This window comes from Acrocarpospora macrocephala (genome assembly GCF_009687865.1).
Lineage (GTDB): Bacteria > Actinomycetota > Actinomycetes > Streptosporangiales > Streptosporangiaceae > Acrocarpospora > Acrocarpospora macrocephala.
This window is the reverse complement of record NZ_BLAE01000003.1, coordinates 25,668-47,386: the sequence shown is the minus strand read 5'-3', so window position 1 is coordinate 47,386 and position 21,719 is coordinate 25,668. Positions and strand designations below refer to the sequence as shown.

Annotated in this window: 19 protein-coding genes; 10 read left to right on the top strand and 9 right to left on the bottom strand. The window is 69.7% G+C overall.

What is annotated here, in order from left to right:
• The first annotated feature begins 14 nt into the window (after window positions 1-14).
• Window positions 15-1,187 (top strand): sensor histidine kinase, encoded by a 1,173-nt coding sequence (locus tag Amac_RS00235; RefSeq protein WP_155352210.1) that lies wholly within the window; start codon window positions 15-17, stop codon window positions 1,185-1,187.
• Entirely contained in the window at window positions 1,184-1,822 is a 639-nt protein-coding gene (locus tag Amac_RS00230; protein WP_155352209.1) for a response regulator, read from the top strand. Before Amac_RS00235 ends, Amac_RS00230 begins: the two co-directional genes overlap by 4 nt.
• 79 nt (window positions 1,823-1,901) lie before the next feature.
• Here the strand turns inward: Amac_RS00230 and Amac_RS00225 are convergent, their stop codons facing one another.
• Both Amac_RS00225 and Amac_RS00220 read right to left on the bottom strand, forming a co-directional pair.
• On the bottom strand, window positions 1,902-2,681 hold the full coding sequence (locus tag Amac_RS00225) for an ABC transporter permease subunit (protein ID WP_155352208.1): 780 nt from the start codon (window positions 2,679-2,681) through the stop codon (window positions 1,902-1,904).
• On the bottom strand, window positions 2,678-3,586 hold the full coding sequence (locus Amac_RS00220) for an ABC transporter ATP-binding protein (protein WP_155352207.1): 909 nt from the start codon (window positions 3,584-3,586) through the stop codon (window positions 2,678-2,680). The genes Amac_RS00225 and Amac_RS00220 overlap by 4 nt, the downstream gene beginning before the upstream one ends.
• Before the next feature lie 133 nt (window positions 3,587-3,719).
• Between Amac_RS00220 and Amac_RS00215 the strand changes: the two genes are divergently transcribed.
• Complete coding sequence (locus tag Amac_RS00215) at window positions 3,720-4,631, top strand: ankyrin repeat domain-containing protein (protein ID WP_155352206.1); 912 nt, start codon at window positions 3,720-3,722, stop codon at window positions 4,629-4,631.
• A gap of 279 nt (window positions 4,632-4,910) precedes the next feature.
• Here Amac_RS00215 and Amac_RS00210 read toward each other — a convergent pair whose 3' ends face one another.
• Window positions 4,911-6,032, bottom strand: coding sequence for a hypothetical protein (locus tag Amac_RS00210; RefSeq protein ID WP_155352205.1), 1,122 nt, complete (start codon window positions 6,030-6,032; stop codon window positions 4,911-4,913).
• A gap of 97 nt (window positions 6,033-6,129) precedes the next feature.
• Between Amac_RS00210 and Amac_RS00205 the strand changes: the two genes are divergently transcribed.
• Complete coding sequence (locus Amac_RS00205; RefSeq protein WP_155352204.1) at window positions 6,130-6,600, top strand: hypothetical protein; 471 nt, start codon at window positions 6,130-6,132, stop codon at window positions 6,598-6,600.
• Window positions 6,601-6,694: 94 nt separating this feature from the next.
• On the opposite strand, the gene ybiA is transcribed toward Amac_RS00205, so the two are convergent.
• Window positions 6,695-7,258, bottom strand: a complete 564-nt coding sequence (gene ybiA / locus Amac_RS00200) for a riboflavin biosynthesis intermediates N-glycosidase (RefSeq protein ID WP_218040799.1) — start codon at window positions 7,256-7,258, stop codon at window positions 6,695-6,697.
• 188 nt (window positions 7,259-7,446) lie between these two features.
• Between ybiA and Amac_RS00195 the strand changes: the two genes are divergently transcribed.
• On the top strand, window positions 7,447-7,734 hold the full coding sequence (locus Amac_RS00195; RefSeq protein WP_155352202.1) for a hypothetical protein: 288 nt from the start codon (window positions 7,447-7,449) through the stop codon (window positions 7,732-7,734).
• Between the two features lie 742 nt (window positions 7,735-8,476).
• On the opposite strand, the gene Amac_RS00190 is transcribed toward Amac_RS00195, so the two are convergent.
• Window positions 8,477-8,962, bottom strand: coding sequence for an ATP-binding protein (locus tag Amac_RS00190; RefSeq protein ID WP_170322234.1), 486 nt, complete (start codon window positions 8,960-8,962; stop codon window positions 8,477-8,479).
• A gap of 276 nt (window positions 8,963-9,238) precedes the next feature.
• Window positions 9,239-9,472 (bottom strand): DUF397 domain-containing protein, encoded by a 234-nt coding sequence (locus Amac_RS00185; protein ID WP_307729681.1) that lies wholly within the window; start codon window positions 9,470-9,472, stop codon window positions 9,239-9,241.
• A 184-nt stretch (window positions 9,473-9,656) separates the two neighbouring features.
• Here Amac_RS00185 and Amac_RS00180 point away from each other — a divergent pair, with 184 nt between their 5' ends.
• The 3 genes from Amac_RS00180 to Amac_RS00170 all read left to right on the top strand — a co-directional run bounded on the left by Amac_RS00180 (window position 9,657) and on the right by Amac_RS00170 (window position 12,048).
• Entirely contained in the window at window positions 9,657-10,460 is an 804-nt protein-coding gene (locus Amac_RS00180; RefSeq protein ID WP_155352200.1) for an SAM-dependent methyltransferase, read from the top strand.
• 18 nt (window positions 10,461-10,478) lie between these two features.
• Window positions 10,479-11,351, top strand: coding sequence for a helix-turn-helix domain-containing protein (locus Amac_RS00175; protein ID WP_155352199.1), 873 nt, complete (start codon window positions 10,479-10,481; stop codon window positions 11,349-11,351).
• Between the two features lie 304 nt (window positions 11,352-11,655).
• Window positions 11,656-12,048, top strand: coding sequence for a helix-turn-helix domain-containing protein (locus Amac_RS00170; protein WP_170322233.1), 393 nt, complete (start codon window positions 11,656-11,658; stop codon window positions 12,046-12,048).
• On the opposite strand, the gene Amac_RS00165 is transcribed toward Amac_RS00170, so the two are convergent.
• Both Amac_RS00165 and Amac_RS00160 read right to left on the bottom strand, forming a co-directional pair.
• On the bottom strand, window positions 12,042-12,872 hold the full coding sequence (locus tag Amac_RS00165; protein ID WP_246267970.1) for an SAM-dependent methyltransferase: 831 nt from the start codon (window positions 12,870-12,872) through the stop codon (window positions 12,042-12,044). The two genes, Amac_RS00170 and Amac_RS00165, sit on opposite strands and share 7 nt — an antisense overlap.
• 224 nt (window positions 12,873-13,096) lie before the next feature.
• Window positions 13,097-16,009 (bottom strand): AfsR/SARP family transcriptional regulator, encoded by a 2,913-nt coding sequence (locus Amac_RS00160; RefSeq protein ID WP_170322232.1) that lies wholly within the window; start codon window positions 16,007-16,009, stop codon window positions 13,097-13,099.
• A gap of 362 nt (window positions 16,010-16,371) precedes the next feature.
• Here Amac_RS00160 and Amac_RS00155 point away from each other — a divergent pair, with 362 nt between their 5' ends.
• Window positions 16,372-17,583 carry a hypothetical protein gene (locus tag Amac_RS00155; protein ID WP_155352196.1) on the top strand — a complete coding sequence of 404 codons (1,212 nt, stop codon included), beginning with the start codon at window positions 16,372-16,374 and terminating at the stop codon, window positions 17,581-17,583.
• Window positions 17,584-17,623: 40 nt separating this feature from the next.
• Window positions 17,624-19,279 (top strand): hypothetical protein, encoded by a 1,656-nt coding sequence (locus Amac_RS00150; RefSeq protein ID WP_155352195.1) that lies wholly within the window; start codon window positions 17,624-17,626, stop codon window positions 19,277-19,279.
• A 54-nt stretch (window positions 19,280-19,333) separates the two neighbouring features.
• Here the strand turns inward: Amac_RS00150 and Amac_RS00145 are convergent, their stop codons facing one another.
• On the bottom strand, window positions 19,334-21,673 hold the full coding sequence (locus tag Amac_RS00145; protein WP_155352194.1) for a hypothetical protein: 2,340 nt from the start codon (window positions 21,671-21,673) through the stop codon (window positions 19,334-19,336).
• Window positions 21,674-21,719: the final 46 nt, after the last annotated feature.

Sequence of the window (21,719 nt, the reverse complement as noted above, 5' to 3'; positions counted from 1 at the left end):
GTACAGTCGTGGCCATGGCGATCCCGCGGGTCATGAGATCAGCGTCCGTCGCTGTTCTCGTCGCGGTCGTTGACGCGGCGGTGGTGTTCCCCGGGTGGGATGGCTGGCCATCCGCCGCCCAGGTGGTGGCCATCGCAGTGGTAGCGGGTCTGGCGGCGTGGTTGCCTGTGGTCGCCTTGCTGGCGGCTTTGGTGCTTGCGGTGCCTGGTGGGGCGAACGCGCTGCTCGTCTGGACCGGATACCAGGTGGGGCGCCAGGTCGTGTCACGGTCGGGCATCGTCGTTGCCGCCGTGGGGTCGGTCGGTTGTTTGGGTGTGCAGCTTTTTGTCCTGTCCGCGCCGCCGGGGCCGGTGGTTTCCAGGTATGTGATCTTCGTTGCGTTGCCTGTGGTGCTCGGGCGTTACCTGGCCCAGCAGCGGAGGTTGGTGTCGGCCCGCGAGGCGCAGCGGCGGCAGTCGCGGCGGGAGCAGGCGCTGCATGAGCGGCTGCGGATCGCCAGGGATGTGCACGACTCCCTGGGGCACCGGCTCAGTCTGATCTCGATCCAGGCGGCCGCGCTGGAGGTGACGGAGCTGCCGGCCAAGCAGCGGGAGGCGGTGCTGGAGCTCGCCGCGAGCGCCCGGCAGGCATTAGACGACTTGCACGAGCTGGTCGGCACGCTCCGCGATCGCGGGATGCCGGAGTCGCGCTCGCTCGGTGGGATCGATGGGCTGGCGGCCGAGTTCCGGGCGACGGGCGCGCCCGTGACGGTCCTGAGGGAGGGGGTTCCGGCGGCGCTGGCCCCGGCCGCCTACCGGGTGGTCGAGGAAGGTCTCACCAACGCGGCCAAGCACGCGCCGGGGCAGCCGGTCACCGTGTCGTTGCGGGCGGAGGGCGACACGCTGCTGGTGACCGTACGCAATCCGCTGCCGGCTGAGCACCGCCGCAATGCAAACGGCCGTACCGGGCACGGGCTGGCAGGACTGGACGAGCGGGTACGGCTCGCCGGTGGGATGTTCCATACCGCGTCCTCGGACCAGGAGTTCCGGCTGGTCGCCATGCTGCCGCTCACCGATGCCATCGAGGAGGCCGAGCCGGAGGTTCCCGCGTCGCGCAGGCGGCTCTGGGTCGTCGCGCTCACCCTCACCGCGGCGGCTATCGTGATCTTGGCCGGTCCGGCCAGCATGCTGGGAGGATTGGGCGGGTGATCCGCGTGCTGCTTGCCGACGACGAGCCGCTCATCACCGCCGGGATCCGGACGGTGCTGGAGTCGGCGCCGGACATCGAGGTCGTCGCCGAGGCGGACAACGGCAGGGCGGCGGTCGAGAAGGCGCTCGCGCATCGCGTCGACGTGGCCCTGCTGGACATCACCATGCCGGTGCTGGACGGCCTGAGCGCGCTGGACGAACTGCGCAGGCACGCGCCGGACACGCGGGTGGTGATGCTGACCGCCTTCGGTCAGGACGCGAACGTGCGCCAGGCGTTGCGGAACGGCGTCGCCGGGTTCGTGCTGAAGAACTGCACTCCCGATGAGCTGATCCGGGCGGTCCGCGCCGCCGACGCCGGGGAGGCCTATCTCTCCCCGGCGGTGACCCGGCTCGTGCTCGGCATGGTGCCTCCGGCCAGCCGCCGGCTGGACGACGCGCGACAGCGCCTGGCGGGGCTGACCTCCCGCGAAGGCGAGGTTCTCGATCTGGTGGCCGAGGGCCTGTCCAACGCCGAGATCGGCCGGCGACTGCACATGAGCGAGCCCAGTATCAAGACCTACGTCAGCCGTATCCTCACCAAACTCGGCTGCGCCAACCGCGTCCAAGCCGCACTGCTCGCCCGCGACTCCCGCTGACTCACTCCTGGCACGGTACGGCGAGAATCACCGCTGGCATGAACGGCGCCGGATAACGGCGAGCAAGCTGGCGACATGCTCAGGCGTCGCGGCGGCGCAGCACGAGGTGGCCGCCGAGTAGGGCGGCGATGGTCCAGAGCGCGAGGATGCCCATGCCGGTCCATGGTCCGTAGTCGCGGGCCCAGCGTGGGTCGTCCTGCGGGCCGACGATGTGCATGATCAGCATGCCCGCCTGGTCCGGGAGGTACTGGGTGAATGCCTTCACTCCCGGGACGTTGCCGAGTCCCTGCGAGCCGAGGAACAGTAGGGGTAGCAGGATCCCGAGCGAGCGGGTGGGGCTGCGGAGCATCGTCGCCACTCCCATGGCGAACAGGCAGATCAGCGTCAGGTACAGGCACGCGCCGACGACGGCGGACGGCACTCCTTCGTCCCGCAGGGAGGGAGCGTCGGGGCCGAAGGCGGATGTCGCGACGAAGAAGGTGGCCAGCACGGTGATCACTGAGACCGGGAAGGCGAGCGCGGTTCCGGCCAGCAGCTTGCCGCCGTAGAACCGGCCGCGGCGGGGGACCGCCAGGAGCGAGGCGCGGATCGTCCCCGAGCCGTACTCGCCGCCCACGACGAGGACGCCGAACACCACCAGGGGGAGCTGGCCCAGGGTCAGGCTGTAGAAGGTGGCGAAGAGCGGATCGAGCGTCGCCCGGCGTTCTGGCGAGGCGGTGGCGTAGGAATCTCCCATCGAGTTCGCCAGCAGGTAGCCGAGGCCCACGCTGAGCGCGAAGGTCAGCAGGAGTGTCCAGACCGTCGACGGCACGGTCCGGATTTTGGTCCATTCGGAGCGGAGGATCGCGGTCACCGTCATCGCCCGCCTCCCCGGTACTCGACGGAGTCCCCGGTGAGCCGCATGAAGGCCTCTTCCAGCGACGCCGACCGCAGGGTGGTCTCGGATACGACCAGACCGTGGGCCAGAGCCAGCTGGCCGATCCGCTCCGGCGCGGTGTCGTAGACCTCCAGCGCGCCGTCGTCCGCCTGTTTGACCGGGAGACCCTCCGCCGCCAGGACGTCGCGCATACGTTCCGGTTCGGGGGTGCGGATCCGTACGTGCGGGCGGGCGCCCGACTCGGCGAACTCCTGTACGGAGGTGTCGGCGAGCAGCCGGCCGCGGGCCAGCACGATGAGATGCCCGGCGGTCAGAGCCATCTCGCTGATCAGGTGGCTTGACACGAACACGGTCCGGCCCTCGGCGGCCAGGCCCTTCAGCAGGTTCCTGATCCACAGCACGCCCTCGGGGTCCAGCCCGTTGACCGGCTCGTCAAAGAGCAGCACCGGCGGATCGCCCAGCAGGGCCGCCGCGATACCCAGCCGTTGCGTCATGCCGAGCGAGAACCTGCCCGCCCGCTTCCCCGCGACGCCCTCCAGCCCGGCCAGGCGCAGGACCTCCCGCACCCGCGACTTGGGGATCCGGTTGCTCTGCGCGAGCCAGAGCAGATGGTGGTACGCGCTGCGCCGGTTGTGCAACGCCTTCGCTTCCAGCAGCGCCCCGGCCCGTCGCAGCGGATCGGGCAGCTCCCGGTAGCTCCTGCCGTCGATGCGGACCCGGCCGCCGGTGGGGCGGTCAAGGTCCAGGATCATCCGCATCGTGGTGGATTTTCCGGCGCCGTTGGGTCCGAGGAATCCGGTCACCCGGCCGGGACGGACGGTGAAGGACACGCCATCGACGGCGAGCGTGTTCCCGTATCTCTTGCTGAGGTTCTCGACTTCGATCACCTGGTTCAGGGTAGGAACCGGGGCTCCGGCGGGCAGTCCTCGAAAGTCGCCGCCCGTGCCGACGAAAGTTGTGTTCCCCAGGGCTTCCCGATGGCCGTGGGATTGTCGGGGGCGGCTGTTAGCGTCGGGAGTTGTGAGTGAACTGGTCGCGGCGGTGGAGCGCGGGGAGTTGGCCCTGGTCCGGCTGCTGATCGAGCGTGGGGCGGTGCCGGACGAGGACGCGTTCTACCATGCCTGCGAGAACGGGAATACCGAGTTCCTTGACCTGCTCCATCGCCCCGGTTACGAACGCATGATCAACCATAAGCTGGACTTCGAGGATGTCGCCGGGCTCCGGTGGTTTCTCGACCGTGGTGTGGATGTCAACGTCTGTCGTTGCCTTCACCACGCGATCGCCCGGGGGCGCGGAATCGCCATCCTCACGCTGCTTCTGGACGCGGGAGCCGACGTGGATCTCCCGTGGGATCGGTGGGATGTCGGCCGTCTTCCGCTGGCGCTGGCCGCCCGGTGCGGACATCTGGCCGCGTACGAGCTCCTGGCCTCGCGGGGGGCGACCGCCGACCTGGACGCGGTCGACCGCGCGGTCCTGGCGGTTGCCCGGGGCGAGTCCACCCACCTGCCCGAAGCTCCACCGCCCGCTCTCGGCATCCCCGATGACGGACATTACGGCTGGATCCTCGGGCAGTTCGCCGTACTCGGCCAGGCGGGGATCGTCCGGAATCTCCTGGACAGCGGCCTCGCCGTCGACACCCGGGGCTGGAGCAACTTCACTCCCCTCGACCAGGCCGCCATGCACGGCCGCACTTCGGTCGTCCAGCTCCTGATCGCTCGCGGCGCGGACCTGACCGACTGTGCCTTCGACGACGAGGGCCCAACCCCGCTCGACTGCGCCCTCTGGGGCCTGAGCAACAACCGCGCCCAGGACGGCGACTACCGCGGCACCGTGGAAGCCCTCGTCTCCGCGGGCGCCCCGACCCGACATCCACCCAACACCATCGAACACGCCCTCGAACTCCCCCCACACCCCAACTCCCGGCCCGATTAATGCCCAGGCGTCCCGGTCCAGAGTTAGCCCGTTGGGGCGTCGTCGATCCACGACTGGGCCAGTTGATACTCAGCGTCTAGCCCGGCACGAGCCGATCAGGGTGCCACCGACCCACAACCCAGCTCCCGGCCCCGGTTGATGGTCAGCGTCCGGTCCAGAGTTAGCCGGTTGGGGCGTCGTCGATCCACGACTGGGCCAGTTGATACTCAGCGTCTAGCCCGGTATGAGCCGATCAGGGTGCCACCGACCCACAACCCAGCTCCCGGCCCTGGTTGAGGGTCAGCGTCTGGTCCAGCGTGGGCCGGTGGGGGTGTCGTCGATGTGGATGCCGATGGTGAGGAGGGTGGTGCGGAGGGTGTCGGCCACGTCGTAGCGGCCGTCTTGGCGGAGGGTGGCGCGGAGGTTCACCAGGGCTTCGGTGAGTGTGGTCAGGTGGTGGGCGGATTCGGCGTGTTTGCCGAGTTGGGTGATCAGGTGGCGGAGGGTGTCGCGGGATTGGGCGACGCCGCCGGAGTCCTCCTCGGTGTCGGCGGACCAGGCGACCAGGTCGGATTCGAGGGCGAGGATAGCCTGGGTCGCCGTGGCGGTGTCGCTGTCCTCCAGCGCGGCGGCGAAGCGGGACTCGTGGGCCTGGGTCAGCTCAGCCAGCGTGATCCGGGGCGCGCTATCGGGAGGCGGGGGTGGTGGTGGGGGCAGTGTGGTGTGGCCGCTGGTCAGGTGGCGGAGTTCGGGCAGCGTCAGGGTCGTCCCGGCGGGGAGTTGGAGTCGGGTGCCGGGGCGGCGGATGGTGACGGAGCCGCGACCGGCGACACGTACCTGGTCGGTGGTGAGGTCGATGATGGCGGCGGTGTGCTCGTCGATGCCGAGGACGGCGGTGCCGTCGGGGAGGTCGGCTTCCATCCTGGCCAGGCGGCGCTCCCCGAGGTAGCAGAAGCGGGTGTCGTGGGTGCCGCCTTCGGCGTTGTCGTAGTGCGGGATGACGACGACCTGGAGATCCAGCGCGCTGAGCAGGTCCAGCCCTTCGCGCCAGTGCGGGTCCGCGCCGACCTTGTAGATCTCGTAGACGGGTACGGTCACCACGCCTGCCGTACACGCGGCGGCAGAGGCCAGCACCGTCACGCCGCGCCGCGCCCGAACCCGGGACCGCAGGTCGGCGGCCGTTCCCGAGGCGGTCCAGCGATCCAGCGCGTACGTCGGGCTGCCGGGCCCGGAGAACACCCAGTCGGCGGTGGCGACGTCTCCCCCGACCTGGACGTCCAGCCCCACGCTCCGCGCGAAGTATCCACGGGCCCGAGCGGATATGTCCGCCGCGTTCTCCTGGAACGCGTAGGGGGTGTCGAGCAGCACCGCCCGAGGCCGGCCACCGAGCCGCCGCGCGGCGGAGCGGTGCACTTCGACCATGGTGGGGCTCGTCTCGCCCGACCCCATCAACATTAGGACGCGACATGTTTGTTGCTGCATACTATTCGCAATAACCACCACCTGCACGGGGGCGTACGTGAACGATCAGGTCAGCGTCGAGGTGCTGCCGCTTCGTGTCGATGCCGCCGGAACGTGGCGTTACCGCCGCCTGCTCACCCCGCTTGGCGGTGAATCACCTGACCAGGCGGCACGACGGGGCGCCGGTGTCCGCGCCGGCGACGCCTCCACGGTGGTCCACTCCACCAGCTGGCGCTACCGGCCGCAAGGCCAGATCGTCCTGACTTACGCCATTTGCCCCGATCCCGACCCGCATCTCCCCGCCACCGAACTGGAGACCATCCGCCTAGCCCGGGGCGCTACCCCTTCGAGCCCCACCCCCGAACATGTGCACCTGGAGAACGTGGTCGCACACGCCCTCCGCCACCTCGCCTACCTACTGGAACACGACCCGGTCGTGGGCGCAGCCCTATCGGGCGACATCGCCGTGGCCCGCGCCCTCAATTCCCTCTCCCGCGAACCGGCCGAAGCGTTCATCGGCGCTCATTGAGGGGCGTCACCGCACCGAACACCCAGCGCCACAGGAGTTCATCGGCGTTCGCTGGAGGGACGTCGCGCGCCCACAGCGCAGAAGTTCATCGGGGTTATTGAAGGGCGTCGCGGGCGTCCATCAGGGCGAAGCCGAGGAGGTTGAGGCCCTTCCAGGTGGTGGGGGACGCGGCGGCGGGGTCGTTGGCGGCCAGGCCGATGCCCCAGATGCGGTCGAGCGGGCTGGCCTCGACCAGGACACGTTCATGGGTGGCCAGGAGGAACGCCTTGAGGTCGGGGTTCTGGCCGAACTTAGCAATGCTCGCGCGCACCACGATCGGGTAGCGCTGGGCGGTCCACACCTCATCATCGAAGGCGCGCACCTTGCGGCCGAGAGCCTTCGCCTCGCCCGGCGTTCCGGCGGCGAGGATCTCGGCGGCCGTGGCTTCGTCACCGAAGAGCCACGCCTTGTGGGACATCATGTAGTGCTCCGCGGTACAGAAGACGTGGCCGTCCTCGGTGAACTCGGCAGGCCACCACTGGCTCAAGCAGCCCGCGCCAACGCTGCCGTCACGCATCGGGCGATGCCCCCAGAAGCACAGATAACGCAAGCGCGTTCCGGCCCGCTCAGCGTCGATCGCTTCCTCAACAGAACGGGGCAGTCTCGCGAAATCGGACATGCCCATACCTTGACACACCAAGCCTCTCCGACGCCTCAACACCAAGAGCTCCCCGCGCGAAGGAACTCGACGAGTCGTCATACGGAAGGTCTCGCGGGTTCGGTTCTGATGGCACGGAGTGGAACGGGATGTCCCGCCTCCTCTATGACGGCTCTCCCGCAGAACGTGATCCGAAGGACGTGACACCGATGGCCCGGTTCCGATGGAATCGCACGTCACTCGAGGCTGGTGACACGGCGGGGGCGCTGCCGGCGGAAAACGCGCCCGCGTCCCCAGATCACCCGACGTCCGACCACGATCCGGTCCCGCCGGATGTGATGCGCGACCGCCTGGCCGCCCTGTACGCCCTCGTCATGACCGACGACTCCCTAGACGACCCAGATCAGGACCCGGAAGACTGGGAGATCACCATTCCCGGCAAGCTCCCCGATCCGGCAACCGGGGAAGACACAAGGCGGCCATCGAACTGGCCCTAGAGCACCTGACAGCATGACCAGATCGTCGGCTTACTCGCCGTTATCCGGCGCCGTTCACGCAAGTGATGATCCTCACCGCACCGGCGCCAAGAGCAGCTGCGGCATTGTGCTCGGTGTTCCTTGGGCCGCAGAGCAATCACTCATAGATCCTCAAGCCACTGACCTCGGCGAACCCTTGGTGAGCACGCAAGTTAACTCTCTGCGGGCCTGACAGCATGAGCAGATCGTCGGCTTGCTCGCCGTTATCCGGCGCCGTTCACGCAGGTGATGGTCCTCACGCACCGGCGCCAAGAGCAACTACGGCATTGTGCTGCGGCATCATGTTGGGCGTTCTTTGGGCCCGCAGAGCAATCACTCATAGATCCTCAAGCCACTGACCTCGGCGAACCCTTGGTGAGCACGCAAGTTAACTCTCTGCGGGCCTAACAGCATGAGCAGATCGTCGGCTTGCTCGCCGTTATCCGGCGCCGTTCACGCAGGTGATAGTCCTCACCGCACCGGCGCCAAGAGCGGCTGCGGCATTACGTTGGGTGTTCTCTGGGCGAGCGTAGACATCGAGACGATCGCAACCTCGACCCGAACGGCTCTGCCTGGCGGGCAGGTCAGGGGAAACGTGCCGCTACGTCCAGCCTGCCGGTGGCGGGGGGCGGGAGGGGTAGGGCAAGGCAGGGGAAACGTGCCGCCACGTCCAGCCTGCCGGTGGCGGAGGGCCGGAGAGGGGCAGGACAGGGGAAACGTGCCGTTACGTCCGGTCTGCCGGTGGCGGGGGGTCGGGGAGGGGTAGGGCGAAGGCGACGGCCTTGCCGCCGGTGACTCGGTTGGTGGTGGAGATCTTGGTGGGGTAGGCGCCGCACCAGCCGCGGGACAGCCGGTGTACGACGTCCAGGCCGCGGCCCGACTCCAGCAGTAGCGGGTCGGGGATGGCGTCGATCTGGTCCAGGGTCAGATGTACGGCCCTTGGACCGGGGATCGCGGGCAGGGTCTCCGAGCCGTCGACGACCTCGCACACCACAACCGGGGGGCTCCGGTAGAGGCGGAGTTCGAATGGGCCACAGGCGTGCCGCAGCGCGTTGGTGACCAGTTCCGAGACCATCACCACGCCGTCGTCGATGGCGTCATTGCCCAGGCCCAAGCCGGTCAGCACGCCCCGCATGAGATCACGGCTGCGCATCACGGCGCGTGATCCCTCGGCCAATGGCCAGGTGGCGATCGATGCGGCCCGGTCCAAGCCGGTCTCCGCGAATCTTATGAGCGGCGAGGCGAGCGCGGACTCCGTCCCTCTCACACGGTCCCTCTCACACGTCGATCTCCCGGGCATACGCGCGGCTGGACAATCCAAATGTGCGGAACGTCCTAAGTATCTATCGGTTTCGGCCCGCGATGCAAGATGACCAACCCTCCGAAAACCACGAAGAGCCGGGGGTTCCGGCTCTTCGCGAAACTCTGCATTACGTGGGAAAACTCGGGTCAACCTGGGGAAACTCGGAAACGACTGGTGAGAGGGTCAGCTCAGGTCGTATTCGCCGTCCTTCACCGCGTCGACGAAGGCACGCCATTCCGATGGGGTGAACTCCAGCACGGGACCGCGCCCGCGCTGTTTGGAGTCGCGCACGCCGACAACGCCGTCGGCGCCGCCGGTGCTGGCGACCTCGACACAGTTGTCCCCGCCGCTGGAGCGGCTGGACTTGCGCCAGTTGGTGAACTTGCTGTTCTGGTTCATGAACCGTCTCTCGGACAACGGCTAATTCTGGACTGTACAAAAGTGTCGCATGTTCAGATTGCGGTCGTGCACGCCTGAACCGGACGTCTCACCGGCCTTGCCCGGCACGCCATACAGATGGATACTCGGCACGATCTAGAACCTCGGACCGTATGGAACCCGGAGATATCCAGCCGGACGGACAGACAAGGGGCCGGACAAGGTGTCTGACAGCCACGAGGCAGAGCCCATCAGGATCGACACCACCGCGGCCCACTCGGCCCGGGTGTACGACTACTGGCTGGGCGGCACCACCAACTTCGCCGCCGACCGCGCCGCCGGCGACGCCGTGCTCGCCGCCCGCCCGGGGCTCCGCTACAGCGTCCAGGCCAACCGCGCGTTCCTGGTCCGGGTCGTGCAATGGCTGGCCGGCGACATGGGCGTACGGCAGTTCCTGGACATCGGCACCGGCATCCCCAGCAAGAACAACACCCACGAGGTCGCCCAGGCGGTCAACCCGGCCACCCAGGTGGTCTACGTGGACAACGACCCGATCGTGCTCGCGCACGCGCACGAGTTGCTGAAATCCACCCCCGAGGGCGCCACCGACTACATCAACGGCGACCTGCGCGACACCGAGAAGCTGCTCCGCGGGGCGTCCAGGACGCTGGACTTCAGCCAGCCGGTGGGAATCCTGCTGCTCGGCGTCATGCACCACATCCCGGACGAGCACGACCCGTACGGGATCGTGGCCCAGCTGGTCGCCGCGGCGGCCTCCGGCAGCTACCTGGTGATCTCGCACCCGGCCAGCGACCTGCTCCCGGAAACCCAGGGCGAGGCGTCCAAGCGCTACAACCAGCATGTGGCCACCGGGCAGCGGCTACGCTCCCGGGAGGAGGTCGCCCGGTTCTTCGACGGCCTGGAGCTGGTCGAGCCTGGGCTGGTCCAGTGGCACCAGTGGCGGGCCGGGGACGGCTCTCCCGATGGCGCGATCACCGGCCACAGCGGCGTGGCCAGGGTGCCATAGAACGTTCGGAGGATGCCGATGATCAGTCCTTATGTGCGGCGGCTGCGACTGGCCACCGAACTCCGGCACCTGCGGGTCAGCGCCCAGCTCACCCACGAGCAGCTCGCCAAGCGCATCGGGCTGCCACGCGCGCAGATCTCCCGGCTGGAGAACGGCCATGTGGTGGACCTCGCCGACATCATGGCCATCCTGGAAGAGCTGGGCGTGCACGGCGAGCGGTGGACGCAGATCATCACCATCGCCCGGGAGGCCGGGGAGCGCGGCTGGTGGGAGTCGAACAAGGCGATGGGCGAGCGGCAGGCCCTGTTCGCCGACCTGGAGGCGGGGGCGGAGACCATCCGCGAGTTCCAGATGACCTTCCTGCCCGGCCTGCTGCAGACGGCCGAGTTCACCCGGGCCCGGGCCGAGACCGACCGCAGGGACGGGGCGGACGGCTACAAGCCGGACAAGGCCGCCGAAGCGCGCCTCGGGCGCCAGCGTATGCTGCGCCGCCCGGGCGGGCCGAGCTACGAAGTGATCATCGATGAGGTGGCCGTGCGACGCCGCGCGGCCCCGCTGGAAGTGGTGCAGCAACAGCTTTATCACCTTGCGGCTACCGTCAACGGGGACCCGAAGATCACCCTGCGGGTGCTGCCCATCGACGCGGTCATCGACGGCTACAGCCTGCCGCGGTCGGCCTTCTCGATCTACACCTTCGCCGATCCCGGCGACCCCACCGTGGTGGCCGTGGACACCGTCACCGACGATCTCGTCCTGACCGAGCCGGACGCCGCGACCCGCTACGAGACCCTTTTCACCCGCATCCGGGCGGCCGCGCTGACCCCGGACGAGAGCCTGCAGTTCCTGATCAAGGCGGCTCGAAACCTACCGAATGGGCATAGCTCCGCGTAACCAGGAGCGGGTTCGGAACGTTCCCACGCCGCGATCGCGCCGTGGCGGCGGGTGACGCCCCCGGAACGCCGGGAATCGGCCCTCCCCTATCGCCGCCGACCGAATCCGCAGGTCATCGCCATCCCAGTTATATTTCCCGGGTTAACTACCGTGCGTGGCAAACTCGAATGCAATTCCCGCTTTATATCCCGGGCATTCAAGTTCTCTATAGAACTTCGCGCTTCGCAAAAAATGGGGTCTACCCATTCAGGTGGCCCGCATGTAAGCATGTCGTCAATTGACTCCGGGTCGAAAGGCGTGTCAAGTGACAGTGTCCGAGGCCCTGGGTGACCGCCTCCGGCAACTCCGCAAGGAGGCGGGCCTGACCCAGGATCGATTGGCGCGGCGCGCACATGTTAACGACAGTTACATCTCTCTGATCGAGACGGGACGGCGGGTTCCGTCGCCCGAGGTGACGGCGGCATTGGCGGCCGAACTCGGGTGCACGGCGGAATACCTGCTCTACGGCAAGGCGGGAATCCCGGTGCAATACTCGGTCGAGACACGGAGCGCGGCCAACCGCCGGCTGCTCCGCCCGCTGAAGCGCCCCCTGGCCGGGTTCCGCCCTGGTGACAAGGTCGAATACCGCCAGTCGGGGGCGCTGCTGATGATCACCTACATCCGCCGGGTGGGCGAGAGCGCGGTGCCCGGTCAGTGAAGCTTGACAGCGACTCCACCCAGGATGTGACCGGGGACGTAATCAGGCGCGGACGCGCCGGGGACGTCCCCGTTCGGGTGCCAGTCCTGCACCGGGACGACCCCGGGGTGCAGAATGTCGAGCCCGTCGAAGAACTGAATGATCTGAGCCCGGTCGCGCGGATAAAGCGGCTTGTTGGTTCGATTATATATTTCGAGAATTCGCTCTTCGTCTTCTTGATTGGCCACATCCCCGTGTTTACTGTGAGATAAGACCAGATAACTTCCCGGCGGCATCGCGCGCATAATACGGCCCACGATGTCATGCGGATCGTCAGCGTCGGAGACATAGTGCAGGACAGAAGTGAGGATCACGCCGACCGGCCCGTCGAAATTGATCATTTCGTTCAGGCGGGGATCGGCCAGGATCTTTTCGGTCGCGCGCATGTCGCCACTCGTGGCCACCGTGTTGCCGTCGGAGAGGATCGCCTGGATGTGGGCGAAGACGATCGGGTCGTTGTCGACGTACACCACCCGGGCCCCCGGCGCCGCCGCCTGGGCCATCTGATGGGTGTTCTCCCTGGTCGGAAGGCCACTGCCGATGTCGAGGAACTGCCTGATCCCACGCTCGGCGAGGTAGTTCACGGCACGCTTGAGGAACGCCCGGTTCCCCACCGCGACGTCGGCGGCGTCGGGCGCGACCTTGAGGAGTTCCTCGGCCGCGACCCGATCGGGAGCATGGTTGTCGCTCCCACCGAGTAGATGATCATAGATTCTGGATGCATTCGGACAGTCATGGTCGAACACGTTCTGCCGCTTCATGTAGTCACCCTCGCCGGTGCCCATTGAGCTAGCGTTTGATCACTTTCACCGATCAACCATAGCAACCCACGCTATTCACGTCAGGTGTGGATCATGTGGTCATGCCATCCGGAGTTTCCCCGCGAACGACATGAACGTGCCTTGACCGTCGCGAGTATATGACTACATGCCCGACATAGCCGATAATTCCGAGGGAAGAATTTTTCCTTTTCCGGGTGGGCCGAATCCGCATTTCCGGCCGTACTGGATTACCAGCCCCGAGCGGCCCTCCGGGCCTCCTGCGCCTCGACCTGGAACCCCAGGTTCTCCAGGTCCGCCGCGGCCTGCTCAGCCAGCTTCCTGGCCTCGTCCAGGGAGCCCTGAGCTGCGTACATGGCGGCGATCCTGACCCGGCAGAGGGACGGCCGCCGGTCGTCGGCGGCGATCTCGAACAGGCCGGCCGCGCGGGTGTAGCGGGTGATCGCCTCGGCGGGGCGATCCAGGCCCGCGAGGGCGTCCCCGGCGAACTCCTCGAAGGCCGCCTCGGCCGGGATGTCCCCGGTCTCCTGGCCCAGCACGCGGCCGTGATCGCACAGCTCAAGGGCTTGATCGTGATGGCCCGCGGCGATCTTGACGGTGATCAGCGTGTCCAGGGCGAGGCACTCGTAGACGCGCTCGCCGCTCTCCCTGGCCAGCTTCTCGGCCCGGGTGTGGGCTGACTCGCAGAGCTGGATCGCCTCGTCGGGGCGGCCCTCGGCGGCGGCCACCAGGCCGAGCACCCGCAGGCAGGCCACCTCGGAGGGCGCGTCCTCGACCTCGCGGGCCAGCTTGAGACCGCGCTCGGCGTCCGCGGCGGCGGCGTCGAGCGTGTGCTGCCGGTGCCCCACCAGGGCCCGCCAGGCCAGCGACCTGGCCACCCCTTCGGCGTTCTTGACCTGCTCGAAGGCGTCCAGGCAGGCGGCCAGCAGCTGGACCGCGCGCGGCTCGTCGCCGGGCTGCCTGGCCACCACGGCGGCCAGCCTGAGCCGGGCCTCGGCGGCCAGCCGGGTGTCCTCCTCGGCCAGCGCGGCGGTCATGACCCGGTCCCACATGTCCTCGGCCTCGCGGTGGCGGCTCTGGTGGCACAGGAACGACGAGAGCCGCAGGGCCAGCCCGTACGCCAGCCGGTAACGCCTCTCTTCGCAGGCCAGGCGGATCGCGGCCAAGATATTCGCGCATTCGGCGATGAACCAGACACCAGGGCCGGAGTCGATCAGGTGCCGAGCCTCGTCAGGGGCGAAAAGTTCCACGTTCAGCCGGGCAGGGCGAGGAAAGTGTGGCTCTCCGGGTAGGCGAGCGTCGGCCCGGTCCACGAGCTCCAGCCAGCCCAGCAGCAGCCGCTCCACGGCCAGGTCCCGCTCGCTGATGTGATCCTGCAGCTGCGCCTCGGCGTAGTCCCTGAGCAGGTCGTGCTGCCGGTAGCGGGGCTGCCCCACGGTGCCCGCGCTGACGGTGACCAGCAGGCTCCGGTCGGACAGCGTCTCCAGTAGTTCCTCGGCCTCCAGGGTGCCCAGCAGCATGGCGATCAGCCAGACCGGGAAGTCGCCAGGCCCGGCCAGGGCGAGCACCCGGAAGGCCTGCTTGGCGGGCCCGGGCAGGGCGTCGTAGCTGTCGGCGATGCTGGCGCTGACGGTCATCTCGTTGGCCCGCAGCGCGCGCAGCCGGTCGCTGAGCCGCCCGGCGAAGTAGGCGATCGGCCAGTTGGGCTGGGCGGACAGCCGGGCGCCCGCGATCCGCACGGCCAGCGGGAAGCCGCCGCAGGCGGCCATCACCTCGTCGGCGGCCGCCGGCTCCGCGGCCACGCGGTCGGCCCCGATGATCTCTTCGAGCAGGCGCAGGGCCTCCTGGCGCCGCAGCGGTTCCAGCCGAAAGGGACGGATACCGGCCCCGCCCGTGAGGTAGGCCCGGGACGTCACGATGACCGCGCACCCGGCCGTACCAGGCAGGAAGGGCTGGACGTGCTCGGCGCCGGCCGCGTCGTCGATCACCACGAGCACCCGGCGGCCGGCCAGCATGGACCGGAACAGCGCGGCCCGCTCCCCCGTGCTGGCGGGCAGGCTGTCGGCCGGGGCGCCCATGAAGGCCAGCAGCTCGCCGAGCACCTCGGCGGCCTCGCGCGGGTGCGCGGACATCCCGGCCAGGTGGATGTAGATCTGGCCGTCGGGGAAGGCGGCCCGCAGCCGGTGCGCGATGTGGATGGCCAGCGCGGACTTGCCCACCCCCGGCGGGCCGATCAGGGAGGCGATCGGCACGCCCGTCACGTCAGGGCCGGGGGTCAGGAACTCGGCGACCCTGGCCACCTCGTCCTCGCGGCCGGTGAAGTCGATCACGTCGGGCGGGAGCTGGGCCAGCGGCGGGGGCGGCGGGGCCTGGGCGGGCGCGGCGGCGGCCGGGGCAGGCGCTCTGGTGTCCAGCACCAGGGCCTCGTCGTCCACGTCGATGGCGTCCCTGAGCTGGCGCAACGCCTGGCCGGGGCCGCTGCCGGCCTCGCGCAGCAGCAGCGCGGAGACCGTGTCGAAGTGCCGGAGCGCCTCCGCCCGGTAGCCGGAGCGGTACAGGGCGGTCATCAGCAGCGCGTGCAGCTGCTCGGAGAACGGGTCCTCGGCGATGCCGCGGCGCAGGTCGCCCAGCACGTCGCGGTGCTCGCCGAGGTGAATGCGCTCGCGGAAGAGGGAGATCTGGGCGGCCCTGCGCTCGAAGACCAGCTCGTCGCGGAGCAGCCGGAGGCGGGCGGTGTGGTCGGGCAGGTCGGCCAGCGGGGGCTCCCCCTGCCCCCAGAGGTTCAGCGCCTCCTGGAGCGTGCGCACGGCCTCGTCGTGCTCGCCCCGGCGGACCGCGTCGGCGCTGTCGGCGACCAGGGCGCGGAACCGGTGGGCGTCCAGGGTGTCGGCGGGGTCGAACTCGATCCGGTAGCCGCCGGAGCCGCCGGCGGGGATCCGCCCGGGCAGCACCCGGCGCAGCTGGGACAGGCACGTCTTGAGCGAGCCGTCGCGGGCATATCCGTCACCCCAGACGGCCTCCATCAACTCGCCCGGTGACAGGCCCTGCTCACCGGCCAGCAGAAGCGCGCACAGAGCCCTTCTCTTGATCGGCGAAATGGCCAGCGGGCCGCCCTCATCCGGGATCACTTCCAACCGGGTCAAGATCCGGAAGTGCAACGCCTGGGCCCCCAATCCGCTCGGAGGTACGCGCGATCAACATGACATTCAGCGGGAATCCGTTGAAAAGCGCGTAGTGGAGATACTACTGCCTTTCTGTCTCCAGGCCATGACTAAACGCTGACTGGGTTGCAACCTTCCGATTACCACTCCTGGATAGCGTTCAACTCCCCGGACAGGCAGGAGTTTCCCTCATGTCACCAGGGCGCACATCTGATCCCATCCGTATCTCGGTCCGACTGCTTCTAACTGGCGAGGGAAGCGCCGGAGCCGAGAAAGAACTAGTCACAATATATAATTTTGGTCAAGCCTTAAGGGTGCCTTAATGCTGAAGAGGAGGCGCTGAAGTGGGCGACTGGGAGGTCTCGCCAGATCCTCGCGGCCCGGCACTGCCTGACGCCGAACCCCCGCCAGGCCGTTTCGTCGTGGACGGTCACCCCATGCACGGGGTGTACCGGCGGCCCACCAAGGCCGCGTTCAGCGATCTTCTCGTCACCTGGAACGGCCATCGGCTGTGGCAGGGCGAGGAAGCCGCACGCTTCACCGTGGACGCGTCCCCGCTACTCAGCATCTGGAACCTCGTCTACGCCGACGATTACGCCGCCTCCGGCTGGCTGGTCCGCGCTCGTGCCGACCAGGCGGGACGGAGCCTGCAGTGGGCGAGCCCGGAACCGAGCGGGCGGGCCAACTGGATCGATCTATGGAAGGCGCGGGCCCTGCTCGACGGCCTGCTGCCCTTCGCCCGGCTGACGCTGCCGGAGTCCGACGCGCTGCGCTGGTGCGCCGCCGCCGGGCGGGCCGGCGTGATCGCCAACATCACCCGGGACATCCCCGCGGACCCGCTGGCCGAGGCCGGCAACGATCTGCTGCTCGTCACCGCGTCCCGGGACGAGACGTACGGGCGGCTCTTCCCGATCGACGCGATCATCGACGGTTACCGCGAGGTGCTGCCGAAGACGATCGCGGAGCGGGAGATCGAGTCCCTGGAGTACCACCGCACGCTGTCGCTGGCCACCTACGTGGCGGCGCACTGCCAGCTGGACGAGGTGGGCGGCGCGGTCCGCGGGCTCACGCTCGGCTATCCGGTGGCGGTGACCGTGGCGCAGATCGTGGACGACGCCTTCCCGCTGACCGACCCGGACGCGATCACGTCGACCGGGCGCGCGGTGCCGTACCGGCTGGAGGGAGCGGATTCGGTGGACGGCGAGTTCCAGCTGGAGATCCCGTCCTGCCCGTACTCGTCGCACGCGCACGCGCGGCTGCGCGACCCGCTGCCGGCCATGGGCGCCGAGCTGATCGAATTCGTCCGCGGAAACTGGTCGCCGGAGTTCCTTCCTGGATCTGAGGTGAATTCGCTTGAGGAGCTGTCCGGGCGGACTTACGTCCTGTCGGTGGCTTATGTGCATTACCTCGTCTCGCGCGCGTTCGAGGCGCGCCCGCTCGATTCCGAGGTGCACGCGTATATCTGCTGCCTGCTCCGGGATCTCGGGCACGAGCCCCGGCAACTCGTCAACGAGGTCAGGCTCATGGAACGCGCCGGGCTCCGGGGGAAATCTTGACAGGTCGCATTGACAGGTGCCGATGACCACGCCAGCGCTTATGACAGATAAGGGATGTTCCGTCCGGGAATGCCACCGGACCGTCCTGGCCCTTGGCGTTTGCGCGCAGCATTACTACGGCGCGCCCGACAAACGCTCGACGTGTTCGGCCGACTGCGACCGCCAGGTGCACCGGCGCGGCCTGTGCACCTCGCATTACCGGGTCTGGCGGCTCGCCGTGGCGTCCCCGTGCTCCATCGAGGGCTGCGAGCGCCCGGCCGCCGACAGCGGCATGTGCGGCCTGCACGTGCAGCGGGTCCGCAAGTCCGGCAGGCCCGGCGAGGCGGCCTCCCGGCTGCGCTCCACCGACGGGCTCTGCGGCGAGGACGGCTGCGAGCTGAAGATCTTCACGCGCGGGCTGTGCCGGGGGCACTACCTCGCGCACGGGCTGCCGTGCTCGATCGACGGCTGCGAGAAGCCGGTGGTGGCCCGCAAGCTCTGCGGCATGCACTACGCGCGGCTGTCGAAGACCGGCGACCCGGGGGACGCGCGCCCGCGCCGTACCCGGCAGAGCGAGCGCCCGGCCGAGCCGCGCGATGAGCGGCTGGAGGCGACCCGGCGCCTGTGCGCGATCGAGGAGTGCGGGCGGGCGGTGTGGAGCCGCGGGCTGTGCGGCATGCACTACCAGCGCCGCCGCGCCTACGGCGATCCCACCCGGGTGCCACCGCGCTGGGAGCGGCGCCCGTGCGCCGTGGAGGGCTGCCAGGAGCGGGCCCGGGATCTCGGCCGCTGCCCCCGGCACGCGGCCCAGCTGCGCCGCGAGCGGATCAGGGAACGCGCCGCCAAGGCGCCGCGGCCCGAGGCGGTCATGGCGCTGGCCGAGGCCGCCGAGGCGGCCCGACGGTGGCGCGAGGTCTCCCAGGAGGTGGCCGCCTGCCGCCGCGACCGCAACGATCTGGTACGGACCTTCGCGGTGACCGCGGGCGAGAACGCCAGCGCCCGGCTGGCGGCGGCGTCCGGCCTGCGCCAGGGCACGCTGCGCCAGATCATCGCCCGGCGCGGGACCGACCAGGAACGCCTGGACCAACCTGAGCGCCTGACCGAGCCTGAGCGCCTGACCGAACCCGAGGGCCTCGCGGAGACGGAACGCGCGGACCGGCCCGAGCAGGGGGCGGAACCCGGGCGGCTGGCCGAATGGCGGCCACTGCTGACCGACCTGACCGCGGCGGGGGCGGCGATCGCCCGCGCCGACCGGGAGCGGGCCGAGCTGATCGTGGCCTGCTGGGAGAGCGGCGCCACCAACGCCGCCGCGCTGCGCCGGGCCAGCGGCCTGCCCAAGGCCGAGGTCGAGCGGATCCTGCTGGCCGCCCGCAGCAACGGCTACCAGCGGCAGCCGGGGCGGGGCCGACACGCGCCGCCGTCGCCGGTGGTGGAGGCGCTGGAGCGGGTGGTGGCCGAGATCGCCGAGCTGAACCAGCTGCGGCAGGGCGCCGGCCTGCGCCTGCTGCAGGGCATCGGCCGGCTGAGCGAGATCCTCACGCACACCGCCGACGCCGAGCTGGCCGCGCGCGGGAAGCGGGACCAGCTGATCGCCGAGTGCTGGCGGGCCGGCACCCAGAACCTGTCGCTGATCGAACGCAGGACCGGCCTGTCCCAGGCCACCGTCTACAAGGCGCTGCGCGACCACGGGATCAACCCGCCCGAGGTGCGCAGATAATCCGGCCTCCGGGGGCGGCCTTGCCGCGCGCCCGCCCGCCCCCGGAGCCCGAGTTCATGGAGTGACGCAGCTGGCCACGGTGAGAGTGATCCTACCGTTGGCGGCGACGTCCTCGTTCTTGCCGGTCCACCTGATCGTGATGACATCCATCACGCTGGTCTCCACGCCCAGCTCGTCGTCGGACTCGAACAGGCAGGAGGAGGCCAGCAGGCCGTCGTCGGTCAGTCCGACCTCCAGCCGCACCTTCTTCCCGGCCGCGACGGTCCCCGACGCGGGGGCGATCTCCACCAGGTCCTGCTCGCTGTCGGCCTTCCACTTCACCGTCCCGGCGTTCACCGAGAAGGTGACGACCCCGGCCCCGTCCGCGAGCTCGATCGCCTGCGGCTTGACCGACAGCACCGGCCGGACGGCCGGCGCCGGCTTCTTGACGCTCGGTTTCACGCTCGGCCGCACCACGGGCTTGCTGACCGGCTGGGTACGGCGCTGCGTCGGCGAGGCCTTGGGCTTCGACGTGGGCTTCGCCGCGGGCGCCGCGCTGCGCTTCTCCGGCGACGGCGACACCGACGGCACCGGCTTGGTCAGCTGCGGCACGGCCACGGGCAGCTTGGCCCCGCTGGTCTCGATCGCCAGGCCCGACGGGTGGTAGTCCCGCGCCGACAGCCCGCGCCAGGCCAGCGAGACGATCAGCAGCGCCGCGGCGCCGAGCGCGACCACCCGGACCGGGCGGGGCCGCCGTTCCCTGCGCTGCTTGGCCCGCGCCCTGGTGCCCTGCCGGGACAGCTTGCCGCGCGAGGAGACGTTCTCGTCCCATACTTCAGCGGTCGTGGCTTCGGAGCGTTCCCGCACAGCGGGGGGGACCCTGGCGGTGATGCGCCGGTCCCAGATCTCCTCCACGGGCGCCAGCTCGTCGTCCAGGGGCCGCCGGGGGGCGGGGATGCCGTGCACGTTGGCGCGCGGGCGGCGGGTCCGCAGCGGCGTGGCGTCGTCCCGCGACCGGTCGGGCAGCCGCGGCACGGGCCGGTTCTCCCAGACCCTGTCGTCCCACGGGCGCGGCGTCGCGCGGCCCTCCCGCGCCTCCTCCGGCTGGCGGGGGGCGGGAGGGCGACGCTCCTCCCAGGCGTCTTCCGTTGGGTGTGGGCCGGAAGGACCGGAGGGTCGGTGGCCGTCGTCGGTGTCGGCGTAGTAGTCCTCGTAGACGGGCGCGCCGAGGGGCATCGAGCGCGGCCGTCCCCGCGAGTCCCGGAACATGGGCTCCGGCATGTGGTGCCCGTTGGTGCGCGGGATCGCGTTCAGAAGCGGCGTGTCGTCCCGGGCGGCCGAGGCTTCATAAGCCTCATAAGCGTCGCGATCGACATAAGCGTTACGGGCGCCATAGGAGTCATGGGCGCCGTTGGAGGCGTCACGAGCCGCGTAGGAGTCATGGGCGCCGTTGGAGGCCTCACGAGCCGCGTAGGAGTCACGGGCGCCGTTGGAGGCCTCACGAGCCGCGTAGGAGTCACGGGCGCCGTTGGAGGCCTCACGAGCCGCGTAGGAGTCACGGGCGCCGTTGGAGGCCTCGCGAGCGCGGTAGGCGTCGCGAGCCCGGTGGGCCGCCCGCGTGCGGTGTCCCAGCGCGTCCTGGCCGTCCCGCGCCTCGTAGGCGTCGTACGCGTCCGGCTGGAGCGGGTAGTCGTGCTGGCTCCACCGGATCTCCACGCTCTCCGGCCGGGCCGGTTCCTCGATCCTGGACCTGGCCAGGTCGTCGAGTTCGGCGATCGGCAGCCGGGCCAGCAGGGCCGGGACCGAGACGGTCAGGTTGGCCGCCCTGGCGCAGGTGGCACAGGTCATGACGTGCGTCTTGAGCCGGCTGCGCAGCTCCCTGCGCGGCGAGTCCAGCCAGTCAAGCGCGATCGGCTCCCCCACCCCGCACACCGACCGGCCGGTCTGGGCCAGCCGTACACAGGTCACGAAGGACTCGACCAGGTCCTGGGCGCCCAGGGCGAGGCGAGCCGCCTCGTCCGTGGGCACCCCGAGCACCAGGCCCACCGCGGGCACCGAGAGCCCGTGCCGGTGGATGAGCTCCAGGACCTCCCGCTCACGCCGCCCGAGCGCGCCCATGGCGTTGGCGGTCAGCTCGGTGTCGTCGCCGTGCGGGGTGGCGCCGATCGGGGGGAAGGGGGCGGTGGTGAAGCCGCCGTAGTGGGGCTGGGCCATGCAGTGCACCCGGGCTATGGCGTACAGCCAGGAGCGGAGGTGCTCGTGGCCGGGGTAGAGGTCCTGGTGCACCACCGCCAGCGCGAAGGTGTTGCGCACCGCGTTGATGGTGGCGAGCTTGTCGCCGAGCCAGAGGGAACAGTAGTCGTAGAGGCTCCGCCCGTGGTCGGAGATGAGGTCTTCAGCCGCGGGTAACCGCATGATGGGGGCCTTCGGCGGAGCGGCTTCCGACGGGTCCTGCGGTGCT